The 24,219-nt window shown below is 56.7% G+C and carries 23 protein-coding genes; 17 read left to right on the top strand and 6 right to left on the bottom strand.

Features of this window, described 5'->3' with window-relative positions; genetic code table 11:
- Positions 1-157 precede the first annotated feature (157 nt).
- From ACNQP3_RS07950 to ACNQP3_RS07940, 3 genes are read left to right on the top strand one after another with little or no spacing between them, the layout of a single operon-like run.
- Positions 158-1,273, top strand: coding sequence for an alcohol dehydrogenase catalytic domain-containing protein (locus ACNQP3_RS07950; RefSeq protein WP_173880902.1), 1,116 nt, complete (start codon positions 158-160; stop codon positions 1,271-1,273).
- Between the two features lie 45 nt (positions 1,274-1,318).
- Positions 1,319-1,858: a cupin domain-containing protein gene (locus ACNQP3_RS07945; protein ID WP_173880903.1), complete on the top strand. Its 540-nt coding sequence runs from the start codon at positions 1,319-1,321 to the stop codon at positions 1,856-1,858.
- Between the two features lie 22 nt (positions 1,859-1,880).
- Positions 1,881-2,798: a SphA family protein gene (locus tag ACNQP3_RS07940; protein WP_232891669.1), complete on the top strand. Its 918-nt coding sequence runs from the start codon at positions 1,881-1,883 to the stop codon at positions 2,796-2,798.
- Here ACNQP3_RS07940 and ACNQP3_RS07935 read toward each other — a convergent pair.
- Positions 2,793-3,458 carry a GntR family transcriptional regulator gene (locus ACNQP3_RS07935; protein ID WP_039591843.1) on the bottom strand — a complete coding sequence of 222 codons (666 nt, stop codon included), beginning with the start codon at positions 3,456-3,458 and terminating at the stop codon, positions 2,793-2,795. The two genes, ACNQP3_RS07940 and ACNQP3_RS07935, sit on opposite strands and share 6 nt — an antisense overlap.
- Before the next feature lie 325 nt (positions 3,459-3,783).
- Between ACNQP3_RS07935 and mhpB the strand changes: the two genes are divergently transcribed.
- The 8 genes from mhpB to tnpC all read left to right on the top strand — a co-directional run bounded on the left by mhpB (position 3,784) and on the right by tnpC (position 11,053).
- Positions 3,784-4,728, top strand: coding sequence for a 3-carboxyethylcatechol 2,3-dioxygenase (gene mhpB / locus ACNQP3_RS07930; protein ID WP_135198400.1), 945 nt, complete (start codon positions 3,784-3,786; stop codon positions 4,726-4,728).
- Between the two features lie 22 nt (positions 4,729-4,750).
- A complete protein-coding gene (locus tag ACNQP3_RS07925) occupies positions 4,751-5,608 on the top strand; it encodes an alpha/beta fold hydrolase (RefSeq protein WP_173880905.1) in 858 nt (285 codons plus the stop codon).
- 11 nt (positions 5,609-5,619) lie between these two features.
- Positions 5,620-6,414 carry a 2-keto-4-pentenoate hydratase gene (gene mhpD, locus ACNQP3_RS07920; RefSeq protein ID WP_173880907.1) on the top strand — a complete coding sequence of 265 codons (795 nt, stop codon included), beginning with the start codon at positions 5,620-5,622 and terminating at the stop codon, positions 6,412-6,414.
- 13 nt (positions 6,415-6,427) lie between these two features.
- Positions 6,428-7,366, top strand: a complete 939-nt coding sequence (locus ACNQP3_RS07915; protein WP_135198484.1) for an acetaldehyde dehydrogenase (acetylating) — start codon at positions 6,428-6,430, stop codon at positions 7,364-7,366.
- A gap of 11 nt (positions 7,367-7,377) precedes the next feature.
- A complete protein-coding gene (gene mhpE / locus ACNQP3_RS07910) occupies positions 7,378-8,388 on the top strand; it encodes a 4-hydroxy-2-oxovalerate aldolase (protein WP_173880909.1) in 1,011 nt (336 codons plus the stop codon).
- A gap of 403 nt (positions 8,389-8,791) precedes the next feature.
- Positions 8,792-9,124 (top strand): IS66-like element accessory protein TnpA, encoded by a 333-nt coding sequence (gene tnpA, locus ACNQP3_RS07905; RefSeq protein WP_009684096.1) that lies wholly within the window; start codon positions 8,792-8,794, stop codon positions 9,122-9,124.
- Entirely contained in the window at positions 9,121-9,456 is a 336-nt protein-coding gene (gene tnpB, locus ACNQP3_RS07900; RefSeq protein WP_009684097.1) for an IS66 family insertion sequence element accessory protein TnpB, read from the top strand. The genes tnpA and tnpB overlap by 4 nt, the downstream gene beginning before the upstream one ends.
- Before the next feature lie 61 nt (positions 9,457-9,517).
- Positions 9,518-11,053, top strand: a complete 1,536-nt coding sequence (gene tnpC, locus ACNQP3_RS07895; RefSeq protein ID WP_009684098.1) for an IS66 family transposase — start codon at positions 9,518-9,520, stop codon at positions 11,051-11,053.
- 33 nt (positions 11,054-11,086) lie between these two features.
- Here the strand turns inward: tnpC and ACNQP3_RS07890 are convergent, their stop codons facing one another.
- The 3 genes from ACNQP3_RS07890 to ACNQP3_RS07880 all read right to left on the bottom strand — a co-directional run bounded on the left by ACNQP3_RS07890 (position 11,087) and on the right by ACNQP3_RS07880 (position 14,063).
- Entirely contained in the window at positions 11,087-11,620 is a 534-nt protein-coding gene (locus ACNQP3_RS07890) for an NUDIX hydrolase (RefSeq protein WP_009684099.1), read from the bottom strand.
- A 92-nt stretch (positions 11,621-11,712) separates the two neighbouring features.
- Positions 11,713-12,564, bottom strand: coding sequence for a universal stress protein (locus ACNQP3_RS07885; RefSeq protein WP_264316680.1), 852 nt, complete (start codon positions 12,562-12,564; stop codon positions 11,713-11,715).
- Positions 12,565-12,575: 11 nt separating this feature from the next.
- Positions 12,576-14,063 (bottom strand): SulP family inorganic anion transporter, encoded by a 1,488-nt coding sequence (locus tag ACNQP3_RS07880; protein ID WP_009684101.1) that lies wholly within the window; start codon positions 14,061-14,063, stop codon positions 12,576-12,578.
- A gap of 464 nt (positions 14,064-14,527) precedes the next feature.
- Here ACNQP3_RS07880 and mhpT point away from each other — a divergent pair, with 464 nt between their 5' ends.
- The 5 genes from mhpT to ACNQP3_RS07855 all read left to right on the top strand — a co-directional run bounded on the left by mhpT (position 14,528) and on the right by ACNQP3_RS07855 (position 22,253).
- The gene (gene mhpT, locus ACNQP3_RS07875; protein WP_413470056.1) at positions 14,528-15,679 is read left to right on the top strand and encodes a 3-(3-hydroxy-phenyl)propionate transporter MhpT; all 1,152 of its coding nucleotides are present in this window, start codon (positions 14,528-14,530) and stop codon (positions 15,677-15,679) included.
- Between the two features lie 41 nt (positions 15,680-15,720).
- Positions 15,721-16,989, top strand: coding sequence for an OprD family porin (locus ACNQP3_RS07870; protein WP_135198396.1), 1,269 nt, complete (start codon positions 15,721-15,723; stop codon positions 16,987-16,989).
- A 62-nt stretch (positions 16,990-17,051) separates the two neighbouring features.
- Positions 17,052-18,293 carry an MFS transporter gene (locus ACNQP3_RS07865; protein ID WP_135198395.1) on the top strand — a complete coding sequence of 414 codons (1,242 nt, stop codon included), beginning with the start codon at positions 17,052-17,054 and terminating at the stop codon, positions 18,291-18,293.
- Between the two features lie 373 nt (positions 18,294-18,666).
- Positions 18,667-20,415: an FAD-dependent oxidoreductase gene (locus ACNQP3_RS07860; RefSeq protein WP_173880911.1), complete on the top strand. Its 1,749-nt coding sequence runs from the start codon at positions 18,667-18,669 to the stop codon at positions 20,413-20,415.
- A gap of 194 nt (positions 20,416-20,609) precedes the next feature.
- Complete coding sequence (locus ACNQP3_RS07855) at positions 20,610-22,253, top strand: acetolactate synthase large subunit (RefSeq protein WP_173880913.1); 1,644 nt, start codon at positions 20,610-20,612, stop codon at positions 22,251-22,253.
- An 18-nt stretch (positions 22,254-22,271) separates the two neighbouring features.
- Here the strand turns inward: ACNQP3_RS07855 and ACNQP3_RS07850 are convergent, their stop codons facing one another.
- Together ACNQP3_RS07850 and ACNQP3_RS07845 are read right to left on the bottom strand one after the other, a co-directional pair.
- Positions 22,272-22,769, bottom strand: coding sequence for a TetR family transcriptional regulator (locus tag ACNQP3_RS07850; RefSeq protein WP_416469514.1), 498 nt, complete (start codon positions 22,767-22,769; stop codon positions 22,272-22,274).
- A gap of 118 nt (positions 22,770-22,887) precedes the next feature.
- On the bottom strand, positions 22,888-23,607 hold the full coding sequence (locus ACNQP3_RS07845; protein ID WP_011659109.1) for an autoinducer binding domain-containing protein: 720 nt from the start codon (positions 23,605-23,607) through the stop codon (positions 22,888-22,890).
- A gap of 73 nt (positions 23,608-23,680) precedes the next feature.
- On the opposite strand from ACNQP3_RS07845, the gene ACNQP3_RS07840 reads away from it, so the two are divergent.
- Complete coding sequence (locus ACNQP3_RS07840; protein ID WP_006762267.1) at positions 23,681-24,124, top strand: DUF4902 domain-containing protein; 444 nt, start codon at positions 23,681-23,683, stop codon at positions 24,122-24,124.
- Positions 24,125-24,219 lie beyond the last annotated feature (95 nt).

Here is a 24,219-nt window from a genome sequence, read left to right as displayed (position 1 = left end):
CCGGCATGTGACGAGATCCTCCAATGGCTGCCATCGAGGCAACCTTCTCCGACTCGTTTTCCCAGACAGATAAACCCTTTCGCTATCGCGAGCTGGAGGGGTTCCCTTCTGTTCAGTGCCCACGGCCTCTGGCCCAATGAAAATAAGGAAAATAGAAATGAGCATGATGAAAGCTGCCCGCCTTCATAAGGTTGGTCCGACCTTCCAACTCGACTCGATCGAGGTCCCTAGACCCCGTGCACATGACGTGGTGGTAGAGGTGAAGGCTTGCAACTTGGTACCTAACCTTCGCAATGTCATCGAGAGCTACTCCACTTGGTTCCCCTACCTCCCGCTTCCGAAGCTGCCGGCGGTTTACGGTTTGGATGCTGCCGGCATCGTCAAAGAAGTGGGAGAAGGCGTGCACGGCATCAAAGTCGGAGACCGCGTGTACGTGAATCCCGGCCGTAGCTGCGGCTCCTGTCATGCCTGTCTGCGCGGTCAGCACATAAACTGCACTGCGTTCACCTTCCAGGGCTACTTCGGGTTTGGCCCAGGCTCCCAAGAAATCTTCGAAGACTACCCCTACGGCGGATTGTGCCAATACATGACCGCGCCGGCATCGGGCTTGGTCAAGCTCCCTGAAGCGATATCCTTCGAGCAAGGATGCCGGTTTGGCTATCTCGGCACCGCCTATTCGGCCCTTCGGAAAGCAGGTGTGTGTTCTGGTCAGTCTGTGCTGATCAGTGGCGCCACCGGAACGCTAGGACTCGGGGCCGTCCTGCTTGCCTTGGCCATGGGGGCTACAAAAATCTTCGCGATGGCTCGTAACCGCCAACTCTTGGAGCGAGTTCGCGCTCTCGCCCCAGATCGTATTTTGACGATTTCCGTCGGCGATGAGCCACTGGGTGATTGGGTACGTAAGCACACTGATGAGCTCGGTGCTGACGTCTTCATTGATGCGGTTGGCCCTGGCGCTCCTCACGAACTTACCGTTGACGCAATTGGTGCCCTTCGCCGCGGCGGCCGCATGGTGGATATCGGGGGTATGTCTGAGGACCTGCCAGTACCGATGTTCAAACTCATGTGCTTCCAGATCAGCGTGATCGGCTCCCTCTGGTTCACTGTGGCAGAAGGTCAGGACATGGCTGAAATGGCTGCCGCTGGCACCTTGGACCTATCGGTATTCGACCAGGAAGTATTCGCCATCGAACAGGTGAACGAGGCGATGGATGCGATAGCAGACCGCAAAGGCGGTTTCACCAACGTTGTAATCAATCCCAGCCTGACCTGAAACGCAGCGCCGCTCGATCGGGCGGCGCTCAGTCGGAGATCCAACATGAAAGTGAGACGAGTAGTTGCAGGCACGCAGAATGGTAAAGCTGTATTCCTAGCCGACGGTTTCGCGCCTCAGACCCATGAGTACAAAAATATTCCAGGATTCGCTACTTCTTTAATATGGCAAACGGTGGCATCTCCGTCCCTTCCTGAAGCATTTGACGATCCAGTTCAAGCCAGCTCTTCACTGCTGCCTCAGCCTGGAGAAACCAAGTGTCTGGCGGTGAGCTTCCCGCCTGACTCAATCTTCCAGTCCTCGGATTTCAATCCCGAGGAGGCCCATGCTGAGCAGCAACGCCACCTGCTTGGACTGTATGAATGCTTCGACCTTGAGCGACCAGGCATGCACGCATCTCCGACAGTCGACTACGGCATTGTGGTCAAAGGCCCTCTCATTCTCGAACTGGACGACGGCCAGATCAGGGAGCTCGCGAGCGGAGACATCGTGGTGCAGCAAGGCAATATACATGCTTGGCGAAACCCCGGGACCGAACCTGCGTTGGTTACATTCGTCCTGATTGGCGCCCACGTCCTGCGGTAAAAAATTACATAGGATAATAATAATGAAAAGTTATGTAACACGCGCCGGCGTTGCTAGCGCGTTCGGATGCTCTTTGCTCGTTTCTTCGCTATGTTACGGTACTGAAAGTGGAGATACCGTTTGGCCGCTAGGCGTACAGACCGTTCTTCCGGCAATCCTGCCCCCACCAGGTGAAACCTCTTTGTACAGTTATACCGCCTACTACAAGGCGGATAGCTTTAAAGACAACAGTGGCAAATCCTCTGTCCCAGGGTTCAGCTTGGAGAATTTTGTTCAAGCTATTCGTGTGGTGCACACGTGGGACGTGAAATTCGATAGCGGCGTTACTCTCAGCAGCGGAATCATCGGGTCAGCGAACAAGATCAAGGTTGAGGCATTCGGAAACAGTGATACAGACTCCGGCTTCAGGCAGCTGTACCTTACCCCTCTATATGTCGGCTACTCGCCTTCCGAAAACTTGCACTTGCTAACGGGATTCAGTGCCTTTGTCCCATTGGGAAACTATGACGGTAATAAGTTAGCGAATAGCCCGCCAGGCTATGCGAGCTATACTCAGGAATTTGACCTAACCTGGTTCCCCCACCCTAACTGGGAGGTCTCGATTGCACCGACCTTCACCATCAATGCGAAGAACGACGACACCGACTATCGCTCGGGCAACGTGTTCAACGTCGACTACCTGCTTGGCTACAGGCTGCAGTCCAATCCCAAGGTTCAGCTGGGTTTGGTGGGATATTACACCAAGCAGGTCACCGATGATCGCTACGACCATGGTGACCTCGATGATGGGAACCGGCTGAGTAAATTCGCCGTTGGCCCCCAAATCTTCTATGCGTTTGATCAGAAGTCAGGGGTCGTGCTCAAGTGGATGCGTGAGACCGCGGTCAAGAACGGTCCCAAAGGCGACTCTCTATGGCTTGAGTTCGCTTTCCCGCTATGAGGCTAGCTTCTCAGCCTCAGGCATTTTAGATACGACATCCTTCGCCACACTGTGAATATGGCTCGCAGCCGCATTGGCTGCAGCCTTTTTGTTCCTGGTTTTAAGCGCTGCAAGAATCTCATCATGCTCATCAGTAGCAGCCCCCAAGTGCACTTGGAAGCCGCAGGTTTGCACGATGAAAAAGTCGGATAGCTCGAAATTTGCTACTTGGCGTGACGAGAGTATTGGCGATTTCGCCATTGAGTGCAGCACGCGATGGAATTCTACGTTCAAATTCCGATAACTGTCGGCAGCATCGCTGTGAGCTGGATTGATGCTTCTAATTTTGTCGTTGATCTCGGACATACGCAGCACATCATCAGGGGAGCCACGCTCAGCAGCAAGCCCTGCGATAAGCGCTTCGTTGTTCGCAAACATTTGGTAGAAGTCATCAACTTCCAAACGTGTAGGGTGCACAACCTCACATCCAACCTGGGCAGTGATCACGACAAAGCCCCTCTCCTGCAGGCTGTTCAGTGCGGTCATGATTGGCTGACGACTGACACCCGTTTCCTCGCTGATTTCCTTTACCAGGATTTTTTCACCGAACGCATATCTACGATTCAGTAGGCGTTCCAAAATGTGCTGATAGATAGCGGTCTTCTTGTTTGCCACTTGCATCGGTGTGATCTTCCTAGGACTGAGTGCGCGATTCAACATTTCGCTAACTGGCTTGCATACTAGCATTTCGGATAGTAAACCAGATTTTCGCACCAATCGCTTCGTCATCCGTCGCGACCCATTCCCAACGCGTGAATCCATACGACGATGAGCGGGCATCTCTAAGCTTGCATGCTAGCATTCTAGCGTGCATGATGATCAGGCAGACAAAAACAAATCTACCTGCATGGCGCTGCCCCTCTGCCGTAAGGCATTGAGGAAAGCGCTCATGCCGTCCCAGTGCGAGGCGGCCTGCACTGGGGCACGACGTAAAGGTTTCGTATCGATGAACGCTTACCTGCATTGCCTATCGCACACGCCCCTCATTGGGCATTTCGATCCGCCCAAGAACGTGCTCGATGAAGTAGATGAGGTGATCCGCGCCGCCCGTGCACGCATCGCCGCTTTCGATCCTGAGCTCGTGGTGCTTTTCGCTCCAGACCATTACAACGGCTTCTTCTACGATGTCATGCCCCCTTTCTGCCTGGGCATGGCGGCAGAAGCCATCGGCGATTTCGGCTCGCTCGCCGGCACCCTGTCTGTCCCCAAATCCATCGCTGAAGCTTGTGCTGAGTCTCTGCTGAGCAATGGCATCGACATGCCTGTTTCGTATCGCATGCAGGTCGACCACGGCTTCGCTCAACCGCTCGAATTCCTTCTCGGCGGCCTGGACAAGTATCCGGTCTTGCCGATCTTCGTGAACTGTGTGGCCCCGCCTCTGCCTACCTTCGAGCGAGTCAGGTTGATGGGTGATGCGGTCGGTCGATTTACGCGCACCCTGAACAAGCGGGTGCTGTTCCTGGGATCGGGGGGCCTTTCACACCAACCTCCAGTTCCGGAGTTAGCCAAAGTCGATGCCCGGATGGCTGATCGGCTCATGGGCAGTGGCCGCAACCTGCCAGAAGACGAGCGCACCGCTCGCACCCAACGCGTGGTCATCGCAGCTGAGCGATTTGTCGAAGATCAGAACACCCTCCACCCGCTGAATCCCGAGTGGGATCAATACTTCCTCGACGTTGTTGAGCAGGACCTGTTGAGCGATCTGGATCAGCTCCCCAACGCACATCTTTCCGAATTGGCCGGCAAATCCACGCATGAGGTCAAGGCCTGGGTCGCTGCGTTCTCAGCGCTCGCTGCCCACGGCGCATACACCGCAACTGATCGCTACTACCGAGAGATCCCGGAGTGGATCGCAGGCTTCGGCTCTATCAGTGCGCACTCTCAGCGCTAACAACCTTCACGGAGAATCAATCGTGACTGCAATTACTGAAAAAGACACCAGCAAATTCGTTCGCGTCCAAGACGGCGAGCTGGATCTGAATATTCATTACAACGACTGCGGTGAAGGCAAAGAAACGGTTGTCATGCTGCACGGTTCTGGCCCTGGTGCTAGCGGCTGGGCCAACTTCAATCGCAACATCGAGCCACTGGTAGAGGCTGGCTTCCGGGTCATCCTCATGGACTGCCCTGGCTGGAGTAAAAGTGATTCGATCGTCAGCACAGGCTCTCGCTCCGATCTTAATGCCCGTGTTCTGAAAGGTTTGGTCGATAAGCTGGACCTGGACAAGGTGCACTTGCTCGGCAACTCCATGGGTGGCCATACAGCCGTAGCCTTCACGCTGACTTGGCCTGAGCGCGTAGGCAAACTCGTGCTTATGGGCGGAGGCACCGGCGGGGTCAGCCCATTCGTATCAATGCCGACTGAAGGCATCAAATTACTCAACGGCCTGTACCGCGAGCCAACGATCGAAAACCTCAAGAAGATGATGAACATCTTCGTCTACGACACCAGCGACCTCACCGAGGAACTGTTCCAAGCGCGCCTGGACAACATGCTGGCTCGAAAAGACCACCTCGAAAATTTCACCGCGAGCCTCGCTGCGAACCTCAAGCAGTTCCCTGACTTCAGCCATCGCCTCGGCGAGATTCAGGCCGAGACCCTCGTAGTTTGGGGTCGCAATGACCGCTTTGTCCCGATGGACACCGGCCTACGCCTGGTTGCCGGCATCCCCAACTCTCAACTGCATGTCTTCAACAAATGCGGCCACTGGGCCCAATGGGAACACGCGGACACGTTCAACCGCATGGTTCTCGACTTCCTCACCCACTGATCGAGGTCACGATGAACATTACACAAGAGACCCTTGAGCGCTTGGCGGCTGATCTGCGCAGAGCTGAAGGAAAGGGCGAGCCTGTTGGACCACTGCGTGACGTGATCGGCGCCACAAACGTGGAAAGTGCCTATGCGATTCAACGCTTGAACCAAGCCCATGCCATCGCAAATGGACAGCGTCTGGTTGGCCGCAAGATTGGATTGACCAACCCCAAGGTCCAGGCCCAGCTGGGCGTAGACCAGCCGGACTTCGGCTGCCTGTTTGCAGACATGGCGTACGGCGACAACGAAGTGGTTCCGTTCGAACGTGTTCTGCAGCCCAAAATCGAGGCAGAAATTGCACTGGTTCTGGAACGCGACCTGCCTAGCGCTTCCACAACTTTCGCAGACGTCATCGCCGCAACTGGCTGGGTTCTCCCGGCGCTTGAAATTGTCGGCAGCCGCATTGAGGGCTGGAACATCAAATTCGCCGACACCGTGGCTGATAACGCATCAAGCGGGTGTTTTGTCCTTGGCGGCCCTGCACAGCGCATTGATGGCCTAGACCTGCGCGGCGCAACGATGCGGCTCTCTAAAAACGGTGAGGTCGTCAGCTCTGGCAGTGGTGCCGAATGCCTGGGTAATCCGCTGAATGCAGCTGTTTGGCTCGCTCGCACAATGGCTGAGTTTGGTGAACCTCTCAAAGCAGGCGACATCATCCTCACAGGTGCCCTGGGACCGATGGTCGGCGTAAGCGCAGGTGATCATTTTGAAGCCGAAATCGAAGGCCTTGGCCGCGTCGGCGTGTCGTTCAGTGTCGAGTGATGGAGATCTAGAAATGACTACAAAACGCAAAGTCGCCATTGTCGGCTCCGGAAACATCGGCACCGATTTGATGATCAAGATCCTGCGCAATGCCAAGCACCTGGAAATGGCCGTGATGGTTGGTATCGACGCTGCTTCTGATGGTCTGGCCCGCGCAGGCCGAATGGGCGTGGCTACCACTCACGAAGGTGTCGCTGGCCTGGTCAAAATGCCAGAGTTTGCTGACATCGATTTCATCTTCGATGCTACCAGTGCCGGTGCTCACGTCAAAAACGACGCCATGCTGCGTGAGTGCAAGCCAGGCATCCGGGTGATCGACCTTACTCCGGCAGCTATCGGCCCTTACTGCGTACCAGTGGTTAACCTCGAAGAACACGTCAACGCGCAGAACCTGAACATGGTCACGTGCGGCGGCCAGGCAACTATTCCAATGGTCGCTGCAGTATCGCGTGTTGCCAAAGTGCATTACGCAGAGATCGTCGCATCAATTGCCTCCAAATCGGCGGGCCCAGGCACCCGAGCGAACATCGACGAATTCACTGAAACCACCTCGAAAGCCATCGAAGTCATTGGCGGCGCAGCCAAAGGTAAAGCCATCATCATCATGAATCCGGCTGAGCCTCCTCTGATGATGCGCGACACCGTCTACGTGTTGTCTGAAGCAGCGGACCAGGATCAGGTTGAGGCCTCCATTGAAGAAATGGTTGCCGCAGTGAATGCGTATGTCCCCGGCTACCGCCTCAAGCAGAAAGTGCAGTTTGAAGTCATCCCTGAATCTGCCCCACTGAACATTCCCGGCCAAGGCAAATTCAGTGGCCTGAAGACCTCTGTTTTCCTTGAGGTCGAGGGTGCTGCCCATTACTTGCCATCGTACGCAGGCAATCTCGACATCATGACTTCTGCTGCGTTGGCTACCGCCGAGCGCATGGCACAGTCGATGAGCCAAGCCTGAGGAGCGCAGATATGAACGGTAAAAAGCTCTACATTTCGGACGTGACCCTGCGTGATGGTATGCACGCTATTCGTCACCAGTACTCACTGGATCAGGTCCAGGCAATCGCTCGAGCACTGGATGTCGCCAAGGTCGATTCGATCGAAGTAGCCCATGGTGACGGCCTTCAAGGCTCCAGCTTCAACTACGGCTTCGGCGCACACACCGATATCGAGTGGATCGAAGCTGCCGCCGACGCGGTGAAGCACGCCAAGATTGCAACACTGCTGCTCCCAGGGATTGGTACTCTACACGACCTCAAAGCGGCCTATACCGCAGGCGCTCGCGTCGTCCGTGTCGCCACCCATTGCACCGAGGCAGACGTCTCCAAGCAGCACATCGAATACGCCCGTAAGCTCGGCATGGACACGGTTGGCTTCCTGATGATGAGCCACATGCAGACCCCCGAAGGCCTCGCGCAGCAGGCAAAACTGATGGAAAGCTACGGTGCCACCTGCATTTACGTCGTCGACTCCGGCGGCGCGATGAATATGGATGACATTCGTGAGCGCTTCCGCGCAGTGAAAGGGGTGCTTGATCCGGCCACTCATACCGGTATCCACGCACACCACAACCTGAGCCTCGGCGTAGCCAACTCGATCGTCGCCGTGGAGGAAGGCTGTGACCGCATCGACGCGAGCCTGTCAGGCATGGGCGCCGGTGCTGGTAATGCCCCACTGGAAGTGTTCATTGCGGCAGCAGACAAGCTGGGCTGGAATCACGGCACTGACCTGTACGCCCTGATGGACGCAGCAGATGACCTGGTTCGCCCACTCCAGGATCGCCCGGTACGTGTTGATCGGGAGACTCTCGCGCTCGGCTACGCCGGTGTGTATTCGAGCTTCCTTCGCCATGCAGAAGTTGCAGCTGCGCGCTATGACATCAAAGCAGTAGACATCCTGGTCGAGCTGGGCAAACGCCGCATGGTCGGTGGCCAGGAAGACATGATCATCGATGTCGCACTGGATTTGCTGAAGCGCTGAGGTTCGCAGACAGCTCCACGCAAGCTGTCTGCAGCAATCCCCTCCCGTCAGGGAGGGGGTCTATGAGACAACAATAAGAGAGACCACCCGACATGAATGCCTCGCAAAATCCCTACTGGCAGCACCTCCGAACACGCAGTGATCAGCCCACCTACTCACTCTTTTCTGAGTGATTACTGAGCTGATGTAGCTCCACATTACTGGCGTTACTAAAACCACAATCACGTGTTTTCTGAAGACCTTTCAAGGGCTTCGGAGGGGGTCGCTATGACTGACAAAACTGACAAGACCAAACTTTTCGTAACCGTCCGGCCAACTCACCTTCCTGACCCCGACGCCAAAGGCGATGGTGTCCACCTAATTTAAGTGGACACCATTTCTAGCCTTTTAAGCGGGTCTTTCCATGCAGTCACAACGCCGTTCCTATTCAAAATCCTTCAAGGCCCAAGTTGTCCAAGAGTGCGCCCAGCCCGGCGCATCGATTGCCAGCGTCGCGCAGAAGCACAGCCTTAACGCGAACCTCGTACATAAATGGATTAGGGTACTCACGAACAAAACTATGGCGCTGCAACCTGCTTTCATTCCAGTGCCCTTGCCGCTAGCCGGAGGACATTCGCAGGCAGCTTCATCAAGTATCTGCATTGAAATCCAGCACCCGCGTGGCACCGTCAAAGTGAACTGGCCGACCGAAAGCGCTGTCGCCTGTGCCACCTTTCTGCGAGACCTGTTGGAATGATTCGGATCGATGCCATCTGGCTTGCCACCGAGCCTATGGACATGCGCGCCGGTACCGAGACCGCGCTGGCCAGGGTGATCGCGGTGTTCGGTGTGGCGAAGCCGCACTGCGCATACCTCTTCGCTAATCGCCGTGCCAACCGAATGAAAGTCTTGGTGCATGACGGTGTGGGCATTTGGCTGGCAGCGCGACGATTGAACCAAGGCAAGTTTCATTGGCCCGGCATCCGTCACGGATCGGAAGTCGAACTCGATAACGAGCAACTTCAAGCCTTGGTACTGGGTTTGCCGTGGCAGCGGGTCGGCGCAGGCAGCGCGATCACAGTGCTTTAGCCCCTGCCATTAGCCCATCGGTTTATCGCTGTTGACGACCTGCTCTGACACAATCAGCGGCATGACTTCCTCGCCCAATCTCGACCAGATGACACCGGAACAGCTGCGCGGCTTGGCCGAACAGGCTATGCAGTTGCTGTCCCAGGTCGACTCCATGAGCCAGAAAATCCAACGCCTCGAAACGGTCAACGAGCAACTGGCTCATGAAATCGCCATCCTCAAGCGACACAAGTTCGCCAAGCGCAGCGAGCAACTGAGCCCCGACCAAGGCAGTCTGCTTGATGATCTGCTCGATACCGATATCGCAGCTATCGAAGCCGAGCTGAAGGCAGCCAATCCGCCGGCCGCACCGGCCGAGCCACGTCATAAGCCCAAGCGTGCACCACTGCCGCCGCAGTTTCCGCGAACCGTGATCCGTCACGAACCAGAGAATACTCAGTGCGTGTGCGGCTGCCAGCTTCAGCGAATCGGCGAAGACGTCAGCGAGAAGCTCGATTACACTCCGGGCGTGTTCACAGTTGAGCGGCATGTGCGTGGAAAATGGACGTGCCGTCAGTGTGAAACACTGATCCAGGCGCCTGTACCGGCCCAAGTGATCGACAAGGGCATCCCGACCGCAGGCCTTTTGGCCCACGTGATGGTGGCGAAGTTCGCCGACCATTTACCGCTGTACCGGCAGGAGAAGATTTTTGGTCGGGCCGGACTGCCCATCGCCCGTTCGACACTGGCGCAATGGATCGGACAGACCGGTGTGCAGCTCCAGCCTCTGGTCGATGCGCTGCGTGAGCATGTGTTGGCCCAGGGCGTGATCCACGCCGATGAGACCCCGGTTCAGATGCTCGCACCAGGCGAAAAGAAAACCCACCGCGCTTACGTGTGGGCCTATAGCACCACGCCTTTCTCGGCCCTAAAGGCCGTGGTCTACGACTTCAGCCCCAGCCGTGCCGGCGAACATGCGCGTAACTTCCTGGGCACGTGGAACGGTAAGCTGGTCTGCGATGACTTCGCCGGCTACAAGGCCAGCTTCGAGCTGGGCATCACCGAAATCGGCTGCATGGCCCATGCACGCCGCAAATTCTTCGACCTGCATGCAGCCAATAAAAGCCAGTTGGCGGAGCAGGCGCTTCACTCGATTGGCGGGTTGTATGAAGTCGAGCGACACGCCAAGGAAATGAGCGACGAAGCCCGCTGGCGATTACGTCAGGAAACAGCGGTGCCCATCGCTGAAAAACTGCATGAGTGGATGTTGGCCCAACGCGAACTTGTGCCCGAGGGTTCGGCCACGGCCAAGGCCCTGGATTACAGCCTTAAACGCTGGGTAGCGCTGACGCGCTACCTGGAAGATGGTGCTGTGCCCATCGACAATAACCAGATCGAGAATTTGATCCGGCCGTGGGCGCTTGGGCGCTCGAACTGGTTATTTGCCGGGTCGCTGCGCAGTGGAAAAAGGGCGGCGGCAATCATGAGCCTGATCCAGTCGGCGCGTATGAATGGGCACGATCCGTATGCCTATCTCAAGGATGTACTGATGCGGCTTCCGACACAGCGGGCGAGCGAAATCACGCAATTACTCCCGCAGCATTGGATGCTTGCCTGAGGCAGGCTAAGTGGACTTCGCCAAATAGTCAGCTCAAAGGCTGATTGGCATCAACAATTCGGAAGCGACTTTTCTCAGCATGTAGGTTTCGCGCAGAATTGACTGCCCCATCGAAGACTCGTGACGCTGCATGACGGCTTCATTGTGTGCGATGGCTTCATGCAGGTTGATCCAGACAGGCCGCATACCATTAGCGATTTCGTGGCTTTCCATTCTCACCGGCTCTAGCTGGGGCGCTACTTCGCATTGATAAAAATGCGAGGTCATGTGCATCAGATCGTACTGTGGCTTTTGGTAGGGCCGGTACTCCTCGATGTAACCGTAGTGCTGGAGCACCTGTATTTCACGAGCACCAGTCTCTTCCTCAAGCTCACGCTTCAGGCCTGCGACAATGTCCTCGTCACCATCAAGGCCGCCTCCAGGAAAGCTGAAATCGTTATAGCGCTCGGTGAACAGCAACAGGATCTGTTCACCCCGCATCACGATGCCGCGAGCTGCATGTCGACGGAATACTCTGCCCTGCTTGGATTTCAGCTCGGGGTGAACAATTTCAGTTATGAGTTGCATGTGGTCTCGTAGCGGCAAGATCAGTTAGTCATCGTCCAGGGTGGCCACGGTATTTCCTCAGTTCTGGAAATACTGTGGCCAGTGGAACTGGCTCAGCGAAGCAGCAATAAGGGTACAGTGGATGTACGCAGCATCGTCGTGGTCGTGCTGCCTATCAGAAAGTGCCTGATGCGTGAGTGCCCGTACGCCCCCATGACCAAGAGGTCAATGCCGTGCTCTGCCTGATACGCATGCAGTGTGGACTCTACTTCGCCTGGGCGGATCTCGGAATGCACCAGCGAGCCGGAAGACGCAAGCGTGGTTCGTGCCTTCTCCAGCGCGTTCTGGTTGTCTTCAGAATCCGTTCCAACCATGACGATATGAATTGGCAGGCCTTCGCACAGCGGGCTTGAAGCAAGCATCTGTAAGGTCTTGTGGCCTGTTGCGCTGCCGTCAAATGCCACCATGACCGTTTCAGGTTTCCTGAAATGGCTGGTTGTAATCAGGGTGGGGCGGTGGATAGTTCGGACTATCGCTTCAATCTGGCTGCCAAGACTTTGGGCACTGCGCGTGCTGTCCTCACCGACTCTTCCAATCACCAGTAACCGAATATCGTCTTGGAGATCGCTCAGGCTCTCGACGAGATGGCCATGGCGCTGCTTCATATCAGGTGACATGGCGCCAGAGTGAACTGTTCGCTCGCGAGCTTTTTCAAGCATGTGCTGCCCATGCTCCAACGCCAGTTTTGCCCGCTGCGCATCCAGCATGGCCAACTCTTCCAGCAGATGTTCTCTGCTACCGAGACCGATATTGCCGCTGAGGTCAGCGGATGCAGGATATTTCTCCTTATCCAGCACATGAAGCAAGGTCAGGGGAGCGCTGAGTCGTTGCGAGGCCCATGCTGCGTAATCGCAGACCGCCAATGAGGATTGTGAGTTATCAATGCATGCCATTACGCGGGTCATTGTCGTTCTCCTTAGTGGCTCATGAGCTTGTCGATGGCACCGGGTTTGTCATGCACGCCGAAGCGGTCAACGATTGTCGCGCTGGCTTCATTGAGACCGAGCACTTCAACCTCAGCGCCTTCGCGTCGGAACTTGATCACGACCTTATCCAGCGCTGCGACGGCGGTGATATCCCAGAAATGCGCCTGTGTGAGATCGATGGTGACCTTGTTGAGCGCCTCCTTGAAGTCAAAAACCTCAGTGAACTTGTCCGCAGAGCTAAAGAACACCTGGCCCACGACGCGGTAAGTCCGATGCGATTTCGTCTCTTCAAGAGTGCTCTTGATATCCAGGTAGTGCCCGACCTTGTTTGCGAAGAACAGGGAGGCCAGCAGCACACCTACCAGTACGCCGTAAGCCAGATTGTGAGTGGCCACGACGACCACGACGGTCGCCACCATGACGAGGTTGGTCGACAGCGGATGCTCTTTCAGATTACGCAAGGAATCCCAGCTAAAGGTGCCGATGGACACCATGATCATCACAGCCACGAGTGCCGCCATAGGGATTTTGGAGAGCCACTCGCCAAGAAATACCACCATCAGCAGCAGGAAAACGCCGGCACACAATGTCGAGAGACGGGTGCGGCCACCAGATTTCACGTTGATGATCGACTGGCCGATCATGGCGCAACCTGCCATGCCGCCAAGCATGCCGGCAGCGATGTTGGCCACACCCTGGCCTTTGCACTCGCGGTTTTTGTTGCTGGTGGTGTCGGTAAGGTCGTCGACGATGGTCGCGGTCATCATTGATTCGAGTAGACCCACTACTGCCAACGCAGCCGAGTACGGGAAAATGATGCGCAGGGTTTCAAAATTCAGCGGAACTTCAGGCCAGAGGAAGATCGGGAGCGTATCAGGCAGTTGGCCCATGTCACCGACGGTGCGGATATCCAAACCGAGGTAAATGGCGATGGCAGTCAGCGTCAGAATGCACACCAATGGAGAGGGAATCACCTTGCCGATTTTCGGTACATACGGGAACAGGTAGATGATTCCCAGGCCCGCAGCGGTCATGGCATAGACATGCCAGGTGACATTGGTCAGCTCAGGCAATTGCGCCATAAAAATCAGAATCGCTAATGCGTTTACGAAGCCGGTGACTACCGAGCGTGAAACAAAGCGCATCAACGAGCCGAGCTTCAGGTAGCCGGCAAGGATTTGAAGTACGCCACATAGTAGCGTCGCGGCCAGCAGGTACTGGAGTCCATGCTCTTTTACCAGCGTAACCATCAGCAGTGCCATGGCGCCTGTCGCCGCCGAGATCATTCCGGGGCGCCCGCCGACAAAGGCGATGACAGCACAGATACAGAAGGAGGCGTAGAGACCGACTTTGGGATCTACCCCGGCGATGATGGAAAAGGCGATGGCTTCCGGGATCAGCGCGAGTGCGACCACCAGCCCCGCGAGCACGTCGGCACGGACGTTGGAAAACCACGTTTGTCTAAGTTTTTGCAGCATATAAATATCCAAGGCAAAGCATCGCGCACGCCAAGGGAGTGGCGAGCGAATCGATACAAATTCAAATTTTGAGGATTTTTTGCTGTGTGCTTAAGGTGTAAAACCAGGCGTACAGCAGTGAGCACCCGCGAGCGAGGCTAGCGGAAGCAGGTTGTTGCGAGGGGGCGTAGCGCTAAGGCGGCGTAGGCTGCCAGTAGATCGTTTGGAGTACAGTCATGCTGATGTTCCTGTAGCTCAAGGGGTATGCGGAGCCGAAGTATACAATGAAGCCATCGTCGATTGCGACCCGCTGGCAGGCTCTGCATGACCTACGTCAGATACAGGCTTATTCAATGGGTATACCTGCGGGCAAGGCTTTGTTTTCCACCCGTTCTTGTCCGAGCTGGTCTGTGTGCTGAGGGGTGGAGTTGGCCAGACGGTTACAACTTTTCATCACCATCGCGCTTTGCTTCCTCGTAGCATTGATGGAAGGCTTGGATCTCCAAGCCCCAGGGATCGCGGCTCACGGCATGTCTGCCGACTACAGCTTGGATAAGCTGGAAATGGGCTGGGTCTTCAGTGTTGGCGTACTTGGTATGCTCCCAGGCGCTTTCATTGGCGGCCGCCTTGCTGATCGCTATGGCCGGAAGAAAGTACTCATCGTCTCGGTTGCACTATTCGGCATCTTCTCCCTCGTCACTACGGTTGCCTGGAGCTTCAGCGCGTTGCTGTTCGCCCGGCTCCTGACAGGCGTGGGGTTGGGAGCATCGCTGCCCAACCTGATCGCACTCGCCTCTGAAGCCGCTGGTGAGCGCATGCGAGGCACGGCAGTAAGCTTGATGTACTGCGGTGTACCGCTGGGGGCCGCGTTGGCAGCCGCCATTGGGCTGCTGGATTTCGGGGCTGGCTGGAAGCTCGTCTTCTACGTCGGCGGCGTGGTCCCTTTGGTCATCGTTCCCTTGCTGGTTCTCTTCCTGCCCGACGTGTACAAGCAATCAATTGCAGCCACCACCACGATCGAAGTTCCCTCCACCAAAGCCATCCTGGTTGAAGGCGGTGCACTGAAGAAAACCCTGCTCCTGTGGGTTAGCTTCTTCTTCACACTGATGGTCACCTACATCCTGATCAACTGGCTGCCAAGCATCCTGATTGGACAGGGATTCAAACCGAGCGAGGCAAGCGTCGTCGTATTGGCCATGCAGCTTGGAGCGGCCGTGGGTACGTTGATGCTCGGCGTTGCCATGGATCGCCTACCTATCTGGGCCATGTCGGCACTGGTTTATGGGGGCATTCTGATTTCCTTGGCCTGCCTGACCGTGGCGGCTTCACTCCCTACCATGATCGGTGCAGGATTCTTGGCCGGCATCTTCACAACGGGTGGCCAGTGCGTGCTCTACGCCCTTGCTCCTCAGTTCTATCCCGCCAATGGCCGGGCGACCGGGACCGGCGCAGCACTCGCTGTCGGTCGTATTGGTGCCATGACGGGACCACTCGTCGTAGGAAAAATGATGGTCCTGGGGGCCGGTGCGGGCGGCGTAATGTTGGCCTCGGCGCCGGGCATCGTTCTAGCGGCTATCTCGCTGCTTTATCTCTCGTCTCTGAAGAAGCGCCCTGAGCTGAGTGCTTCAGCGGTTTGACCGAAATTGCGTCATCACAAAAACAAAAAAGAAGACACGACATGAGCAAATCAACAACTATTGCATTCGCCGGGCTGCTGGCTATGCATGCTGCTTCACTCCAGGCAGCCGGGTTCGTGGAAGATTCGAAAGCTAAGGTAACGCTGCGCAACTATTACTTCGATCGCAATTACATCAACCAGACGCCGCAAGCTGCGGCGCGAGAGTGGGCCCAAGGCTTCATCGTCAATTTCAACTCGGGCTTCACCGAGGGCGTGGTCGGCTTTGGATTGGATGCTCAAGCCATGATGGGTTTGCGCCTGGACTCCTCACCAGACCGGGTAGGCACTGGCCTCTTGCCGTTCTCTGCCGCCACCAGGGAGCCCGCTAAGGATTACTCCGAGCTAGGGCTCACAGCGAAGATCAAAGTTTCCAAAACCGAGCTGCAGTACGGCACTGTGAGTACGTTCTTGCCGATCGCATTCGCAAGTCCAACACGGCTGCTGCCACAGACTTTCCGCGGGACCTACCTGCGCTCGCAAGACATCAGCAATTTGTCACTGCACGCGGGGTGGTTGGACCGAATCAACCTACGAGATTCAACTGATTACCAAAAGATGCGAGTTTCAGCGCCGAACGGACGTTTCAACGGAGCTGCGGAGTCTGATGCCTTCTATTTCTTGGGCGGCGATTACGCCTGGTCCAAAAACCTAACCCTCAAGTACTACTACGCAGAGCTGGAAGACATCTACGACAAGAACTACCTCGGTTTCGTCGACACCCGTGAGCTGGGTTCAGGACGGCTCACTTCCGACTTCCGCTTCTATGACTCCAAAGACAATGGATCCGCAAAAGCTGGGCAGGTAGACAACCGCAATACTGCATTGATGATGACCTACCAGCTCGGCGTGCATCGTCTCGGCGTTGGCTTCATGCAGCTGACCGGCGATACCGCTATGCCCTATCTCTTTGGTACTGAGCCTCTGGTGATAACCGAAGGCACCCTAAGCTCGGAGTTCCTAAACCCTAAAGAGAGAAGCTGGCAGGTCAAGTACGACTATGACTTCGCTGGGGTTGGCGTCCCAGGACTGAAGGGCATGTTGCGTTACGTCAGCGGGGACAACATTGATCTTCCGAACCTTGGCGGCGGCAATCTCAAAGAGTCGGAAAAAGACGTCGAGCTTTCCTATGTCATCCAGAGCGGTACCTTCAAAGATGTGGCACTCCGAGTAAGGCACGCTTGGTATCGAAATGATTTCGGTCCTGGCGCTACTCACCGTGATGACAATGAGCTGCGAGTGAACGTCGACTACACATTTGCTTTGTGGTGAAACGACGCGCTAGTGCCGTTTCAATCCGGGGAAGAAAAAGAGTGACGACATAGGAGTTGAGCATGACAGGTCGCAGCACACTAGGGATCTGGTTTACTTTTCTGTTTGGTGCGATCTGCGCGCTTGGCCCAATGTCAATTGACATGTCCTTGCCTGGGATTCCTAACTTGGAGCATGAACTGGGTGTGCAAGGGGGAAAAGGCTCGTTGACCTTGGCGATATTCCTCGCTGGGTTCTGCTCAACACCTCTTGTCAGCGGGCTGATCGCTGATCGCTTCGGTCGTCGCATCACGCTACTAGTCAGCCTATTATGCTACAGCCTCGCAGCTTTAGCCTGTTCACACTCCAGTGACTTCACGGCTCTGCTTGTGGCTAGAGCTTTCCAGGGTGCCGCTGCCGGTGCATGTGTTGCCCTTCCGTTCTCGATTGTCAGAGAGAGTCTTCCAGAACAGACAGCACGCACCCATATAGCCAGCTTGACGGCGGTTGTGGGTCTCGGACCATTGATCGCGCCATTGCTTGGCGGCGTGATCACTGATTTCTGGTCCTGGCGTACGGTTCACCTGGTACAGGCGCTGGCGGGGGCCGCCATTTGGCTTGGGCTCTGTTTAACCTATAAAGAAACACTTATACCGACCCTGCGTAAGCAAATCTCGTTCACCTCAGCAGTCATTCGATGCGCGGCATTTTTGAAGAACCTGGTTTTTTCCTGCTCATCAATCATCTATGCCGCTTGCTTTACCATCATGTTCGTATTCATCACGGCTTCGCCAAAAATTTTTTACGGTGATTACTCTGTAACGGGGCTTCAATTTTCATTGCTTATTTCTCTCATCTCAGGTGCCGCGTTTTTTGGCTCCTTGACCACCGCTGCCTTGAACCGTCGAGGCTGGACCGACAGAAGGGTCATGGTGATCGGCTGTTCAGGCTTACTGATTAGCATCGCAGCACTCGTACTGCAGAGAACGCTCGGCGAAATTTCGTTAACCATGCTTGTCGTATTTACCAGCCTAACGATCTATTTTTTTGGATTGGTATCCCCAGCAGCAACCCACAGTGCACTTTCAACGGCAACGGAGGATAGAGGCACCGCCTCAGGACTCCTCCGGACTGTTCAAATGCTTTTCTCCGCAGGGATTAGTGTGACTCTTCCTTGGTTCTACGAGCTGATGCCGGCCTTGAGTGCAGCGTTGCTGTTGATGAGTTTCTGCCTAGCTGCGGCCCTCATTGCTCTGGTAGGTATGATAGCTACTTGTCGCCCCATATCAGAAAGAGAAGAAATTGAAGCGGTTGAAAAAACTTAACTGCTTGCGCGCTGAGTGCCCCCAGGGGATGGGCAAAAGCAGGCACTAGAGAGGCTGACGAAATGCAGCTTCGGCCTCGTTGTCTACGCCATGCTTGCATGCTAGCATGCAAGCATGGGTTGGCGGCAGGCTACTCCTCGCACTTTGCGTTGACCTGATTGCCCTGAACCTAAAGAACAATAAATATCCGGAGGTCCCATGCAGCAGCCCCTCATCACATACGCGCACTCTAAGTCGCAGCGTTCTGACGTTCGTCCTTAAAAGCTGGCACTACCTGACGCCTAGTTCGTCGGCGTTCCGGTTTCCAGCACCAAAACTGATCCGAGCCTTTGCGAGCTCGAAACGACCTTTGTAACGCCTGGAGAATAAGAAAATGACTACCTCCAATAGCTTTGACACCGATGTTTTGGTGATCGGCACTGGCCCTGCTGGTGCGACCACTGCCCTAGCACTCGCCACCTACGGTGTGCGGGTAAAAATGGTCACCATGTTCAACTGGCTGGCAAACTCGCCGCGCGCTCACATCACGAACCAGCGTGCCATGGAGGTCGTGCGTGACCTTGGGTTGGAAGAGGAGGTGGTGAGAGCGGCCACGCCCTGGGATCAGATGGGCGATACGCTGTTCACCACCAGTTTGGCAGGTGAAGAAATCGCACGTATGCGCACCTGGGGCACTGGCGACAAACGCAAGGGCGACTACGTCCAGGGCAGTCCATGCACCATGCTGGATCTCATCCAGCCTGAAATGGAGTCTATCCTGCTCAAGCATGCTGCAGCACGCGGTGCTCAAGTGAGCTTCAACACCGAATACTTGAGCCATAAGCAGGATGCCGAAGGTGTAACTGCTCGCATGAAGGACGTTCTGACCGGTATCGAATACGAGGTCCGAGCGAAGTATCTGGTGGGCGCCGATGGAGCCAACTCCAAAGTAGCCAAAGAAATCGACCTACCGATCGTAGGCGAGATGGCAAGGGCTGGAACCGCTTACGTCATTTTCAACGCAGACCTGAGCAAGTACGTAGAACACCGTCCAAGTATCCTGCAGTGGATCGCTACTCCAGAAGCTGGTTTCGGTGAGATCGGCATGGGTTTGTTGCGCGCCATCCGTCCGTGGGATCAGTGGATTGCGGGTTGGGGCTTCGACATAACCAAAGGCGCTCCGGATCTATCCCCAGAAGTGGTACTAGACAAGATTCGTCTTTTGGTCGGTGATCCCAAGCTGGAAGTTCAGATCGAACGCATGTCGACCTGGTATGTAAACCAAGCACATGCCACCGAGTACTCCCGTGGCCGAGTGTTCTGTGCTGGCGACGCTGTTCACCGTCACCCACCATCAAGCGGCCTGGGCTCCAACACCTGTATGCAGGATGGCTTCAACCTTGCCTGGAAGCTGGCTTACGTTCTTAAAGGCTTTGCCGATCCGAATCTGCTGGAAAGCTACACCGCAGAGCGTGCTCCCGTGGGCAAGCAGATCGTGGCACGTGCCAACCAGTCGCGTAAGGACTATGCCCTGCTGAAAGAGTGCTTCAACTTTGGCAATGGCGTGGACACCATCGCCAAGCTGCTTGATCGCATGCGTGACCCCAGCCCGGCTGGTGTGGAAGTTCGCATGAACCTGCAGAAGGCGCTGGAAATCAAGAGTCGCGAATTCAACGCTCAAGGTGTCGAGCTGAACCAGCGCTACGTGTCCTCTGCCGTTAAAGCTGATCCTAGGGATGGTGTTGAACTCTGGGCTCGTGACAAAGAACTGTACCTGCAGGCTACCACTCGCCCTGGTGCCAAGCTTCCTCACGCTTGGCTAGTTAACGAAAGCGGCCACCGGATTTCTACACTCGATGTCGTGGGTAAAGGGCAAATGACGCTTATCACGGGCCTTGCCGGCCAGGCATGGGTGGCTGCTGCAGAAAGCTTAAACCAGCCATTCCTGAAAACCGTTGTAACAGGCGCAAAAGGGACCGCGGACCTCTACTGCGATTGGCAATCGGTTCGTGAGATTCACGAGGCAGGCGCGCTTCTGGTTCGACCTGATGGCTATGTCGCTTGGCGGCACAGCAACGCTGTTTGGTCGGCCGACGAAGCAGTTTCAGAACTGCAGCAGGCTCTCCAAAGCGTCCTCGGTTAAGCATTACCTCGGAGGCCCGGCTCGATGCCGGGCCTTCTTTTTATTTGCTCCAACTGCGCTGGAGGCCACTCGGCCGCTGCGCTGCAAACACTAGATGTAAAAACCAACCGATAAGAGCCCGTGGGAGAGTGGCGCACCTGCTGCTGCGCCTCCCTCTCAGGTCCAAACTGCCTCGAGTGCGATGAGGGTGAACTATGGCTAAGGCCGCTGATGTCGTTGTGCAATGCCTGGAAAACGAAGGTGTCGAGTATGTATTCGGCATTCCCGGTGAGGAGAACCTCGACCTACTGGAATCCCTGCGCAAGTCGAAGATTAAGCTGGTATTGACCCGTCACGAGCAGTCCGCGGGCTTCATGGCCGCCACCTATGGTCGCCTGACCGGCAAGACCGGCGTCAGCCTGTCGACCCTCGGCCCTGGCGCGACCAACTTGGTGACCGCCAGCGCCTACGCCTATCTCGGCGGCATGCCGATGATGATGATTACCGGCCAGAAGCCGATCAAGAAGTCCAAGCAGGGCCGCTTCCAGATCATCGATGTGTGCGGCATGATGGACCCCATCACCAAGTACACCCACCAGTTCGCCTCGGCCGACAACATCCCGGCACGCATGCGCGAAGCCTTCCGTCTGGCTGAAGAAGAGAAACCGGGCGCCGTGCACCTGGAACTGCCGGAAGACATCGCCGCCGAGCAGACCGACAGCTTGCCAATTCCACCGAGCCTGCACCGCCGTCCGCTGGCCGAGCACGTGGCCATCGAAGCTGCCATCGAGAAACTGCGCACCGCACGCAGCCCTATCCTGGTAATCGGTGCCGGCGCCAACCGCAAGATGACCGCCAAGGTCCTCAAGCAACTGGTCGATAAGACCGGTATCCCGTTCGTCACCACCCAGCTGGGCAAGGGTGTGGTTGACGAGCGCAGCCCGCGCTTCCTGGGTAATGCTGCGCTGTCGTCCGGTGATTTCGTGCACCGTGCAATCGAAGCGGCCGACCTGATCGTCAACATCGGCCACGATGTGATCGAGAAGCCGCCGTTCTTCATGCTCCGTGGCGGCACTGAAGTCATCCATATCAACTTCCGTTCTGCCGAAGTCGACGCCGTGTACTTCCCGCAGATCGAAGTGATCGGTGACATCGCCAACGCCGTCTGGCAGATCGCTGAAGGTCTGGGCGACACCTCGCACTGGGACTTCACCCGTCTCATGGCGATTCGTGAAGCCAACGAAGCCCAGATCGCCGAAGGCGCCGACGATGACCGCTTCCCGGTCTATCCTCAGCGCCTGGTGGCCGACATCCGTCGCGTGCTGCCGTCCGAAGGCATCGTCGCTCTAGACAACGGCATCTACAAGATCTGGTTCGCCCGTAACTACAAGGCGCACAAGCCCAACACCGTGCTGCTCGACAACGCCCTGGCGACCATGGGCGCCGGCCTGCCGTCAGCCATGGCCGCCCATTTGGTGTACGCGGATCGCCCGGTGATTTCGGTGTGTGGCGACGGTGGCTTCATGATGAACAGCCAGGAATTGGAAACCGCGGTTCGCCTGAACATGCACATTACCGTGGTAATCCTGCGTGACGACGGCTACGGCATGATCCGCTGGAAGCAGGCGAACATGGGCTTCACCGATTTCGGTCTGGACTACGGTAATCCGGACTTCGTCAGATACGCCGAAGCCTATGGTGCCCATGGACACAGGGTGGAAAGCGCGGATGCATTGCTGCCACTGTTGGATCATTGTATTGCCAACCCCGGCGTTCACGTCATTGACTGCCCGGTCGACTACAGCGAGAACGACCGCATCCTGAACAGTGAACTGCGCGAGCGAGCGCTGGCGGTGTAATCAGTGGCAGAAACGGCGCTACTGCTGACAGTACTCTGTTGAGGCTTGCGGAACTTGAACCTCCTCACACAGAAAGTGGCGAGGAGGCTCCTTGAGCAACGCCAAGAATGATCTCAGCGCGGCTTTGATGACTTGAGACGGTTGATGCTGGCTGCGTAGGCCCTCATAAAGCAACCCGGTGACCAACCCTTTGAAGACGGCTATCGAAGTGTGAAGGTCCAGAGTCTGCGGCAATTCACCTTGAATAATCGCATGCCTAAGCACCTGATGAATGTACTGCAGGAATCGATTACTCGCTTGCTCCATGCGGCTATGGATCAGACCCGATTCGTCCACCCCCTGATAAATCAAGATTTCCGAGAACTGCTTTGACTGGGGGCTGTTAACAGCATCAAGCATGGCGGTCACCACTGCTTCCCAGGAGAGTTCGATCCCGTCGTCGGCGGAGAACTCCAATTCAAGTGGATGCTGCCGCGATGTCAGCACCGCCTGAAGTACTTCTTGCTTCCCATGCATGGAGAAAAGCATTTCCAGCGTGAGCTGGACCGCGAAGGAAGCGGAGCCGCTGATGGAGTGAGCGGCAGCGGCCGTTCATGCGATCCGGCGGCGGGACTGCCCCGCCGCCGGTGCCGCGTCAGGGCGTGTCGATGAGTCCGGCCCCGATCGCCTTGACGACCGCCTGGACCTTGTTCGTCGCGCCGAGCTTCTCGAGGATGTTGTTCACGTGGAAGTTGACCGTGCGCTCCGAGATGCTGAGGATCTGGCCGATCTCGCACGCGGTCTTGCCTTCGGCCGTCCAGCGCAGCACCTCGCGCTCGCGTGCGGTCAGCGTGACGCTCGACTCCGGCGACAGCTTCGGCAGCATGAAGCGGCTCATCAGCGAATGCGACAGGTTCGCGAGCCAGTTCGTCTGCAGCGTCAGCATGTTGATCTCGGCCGGCGTGAGCCGGTCCGCATGACGGGCGATGCTCAGCAGCCCGAACGCGCCGCGCGCCGCCCAGCTCGACTGCGCAACGCCCACCGACAGCCCGTAGTCGCGCGCGTCCTGCCACAACGGGCACGGGTCGATCCGGTCGACGTCCGGCCACACGATCATGTTGGTGCTCATCGCGCCGTCGCGAACCGTCGAATCGATCTCGATGTAGTTCTGCGCCTGGTAGCGCGCCATCCAGCCGTCCGGATAGGTATTGAAGATCGCGACGGCCGGCTTCGATACGGGCAGCGGCACGCGAATGCCGTAACAGCAATATTCGAAGCCGAGGCGTTTAGAATAGGCAGCGATCCGCTGGAAGAGCTGCTGCTCGTCTTCCGCGGCACTGAATTGTTGGTAGGCATCCTGCCAGCGTAATTCCATTATTTCTCCGACAACGTCACGCTGTCATACCTGTCAGGTGCCAGCGCCGGTTCGGGGCTGATACATTCCGCGCATGACTTCACCTTTGTTGCACCCGGTCCGCGGCCCGTCTCCGGACGGCTACGTACGGCTGTCCGAAAACGCACTGGCCGCGCTCGCGCTCGACCATGTCGCCAGCGACCTCGATGCATCGCTGCTCGCGGAACTGCGCGACAGCGCCATCGACGCGCGCCTGGCCGGCTATACCGAATGGCACCGCCCGGCCAGTGCCGGCGTCGCATACCTGACGGTCGGCTGGGACTGGTATCTCGAACGTGCAACGGGCACGTTCGTGATCGCGGGCGGCGACGTCCGCAGCAACATCATGGCCGTGGACGCCAACGGCGCCGACCTCGGCATGTTCCGCACCGCCGCCGCGCTCGTCGCGCGGCTCGCTGGCATCGACTGGCCCGCCGCCGTCGCATCGGCGCTGCTCGGCCGCAATGACACCTATCATGCCGGTCCCACGCTCCAGTGACAATCTGCCACGCTTTCCTCTGACATTTCCTCAAGACTGGCGCTCTTTATAAGCAAAAGCCGCCCGTATTTCAATCCCGCCGATCAAGAAACCGT

This window comes from Pseudomonas sp. LFS074, assembly GCF_047978165.1.
GTDB classification, from domain to species: domain Bacteria; phylum Pseudomonadota; class Gammaproteobacteria; order Pseudomonadales; family Pseudomonadaceae; genus Aquipseudomonas; species Aquipseudomonas putida_P.
The sequence above is the reverse complement of the archived record's forward strand: the minus strand, read 5'-3'. Positions and strand labels throughout refer to the sequence as shown.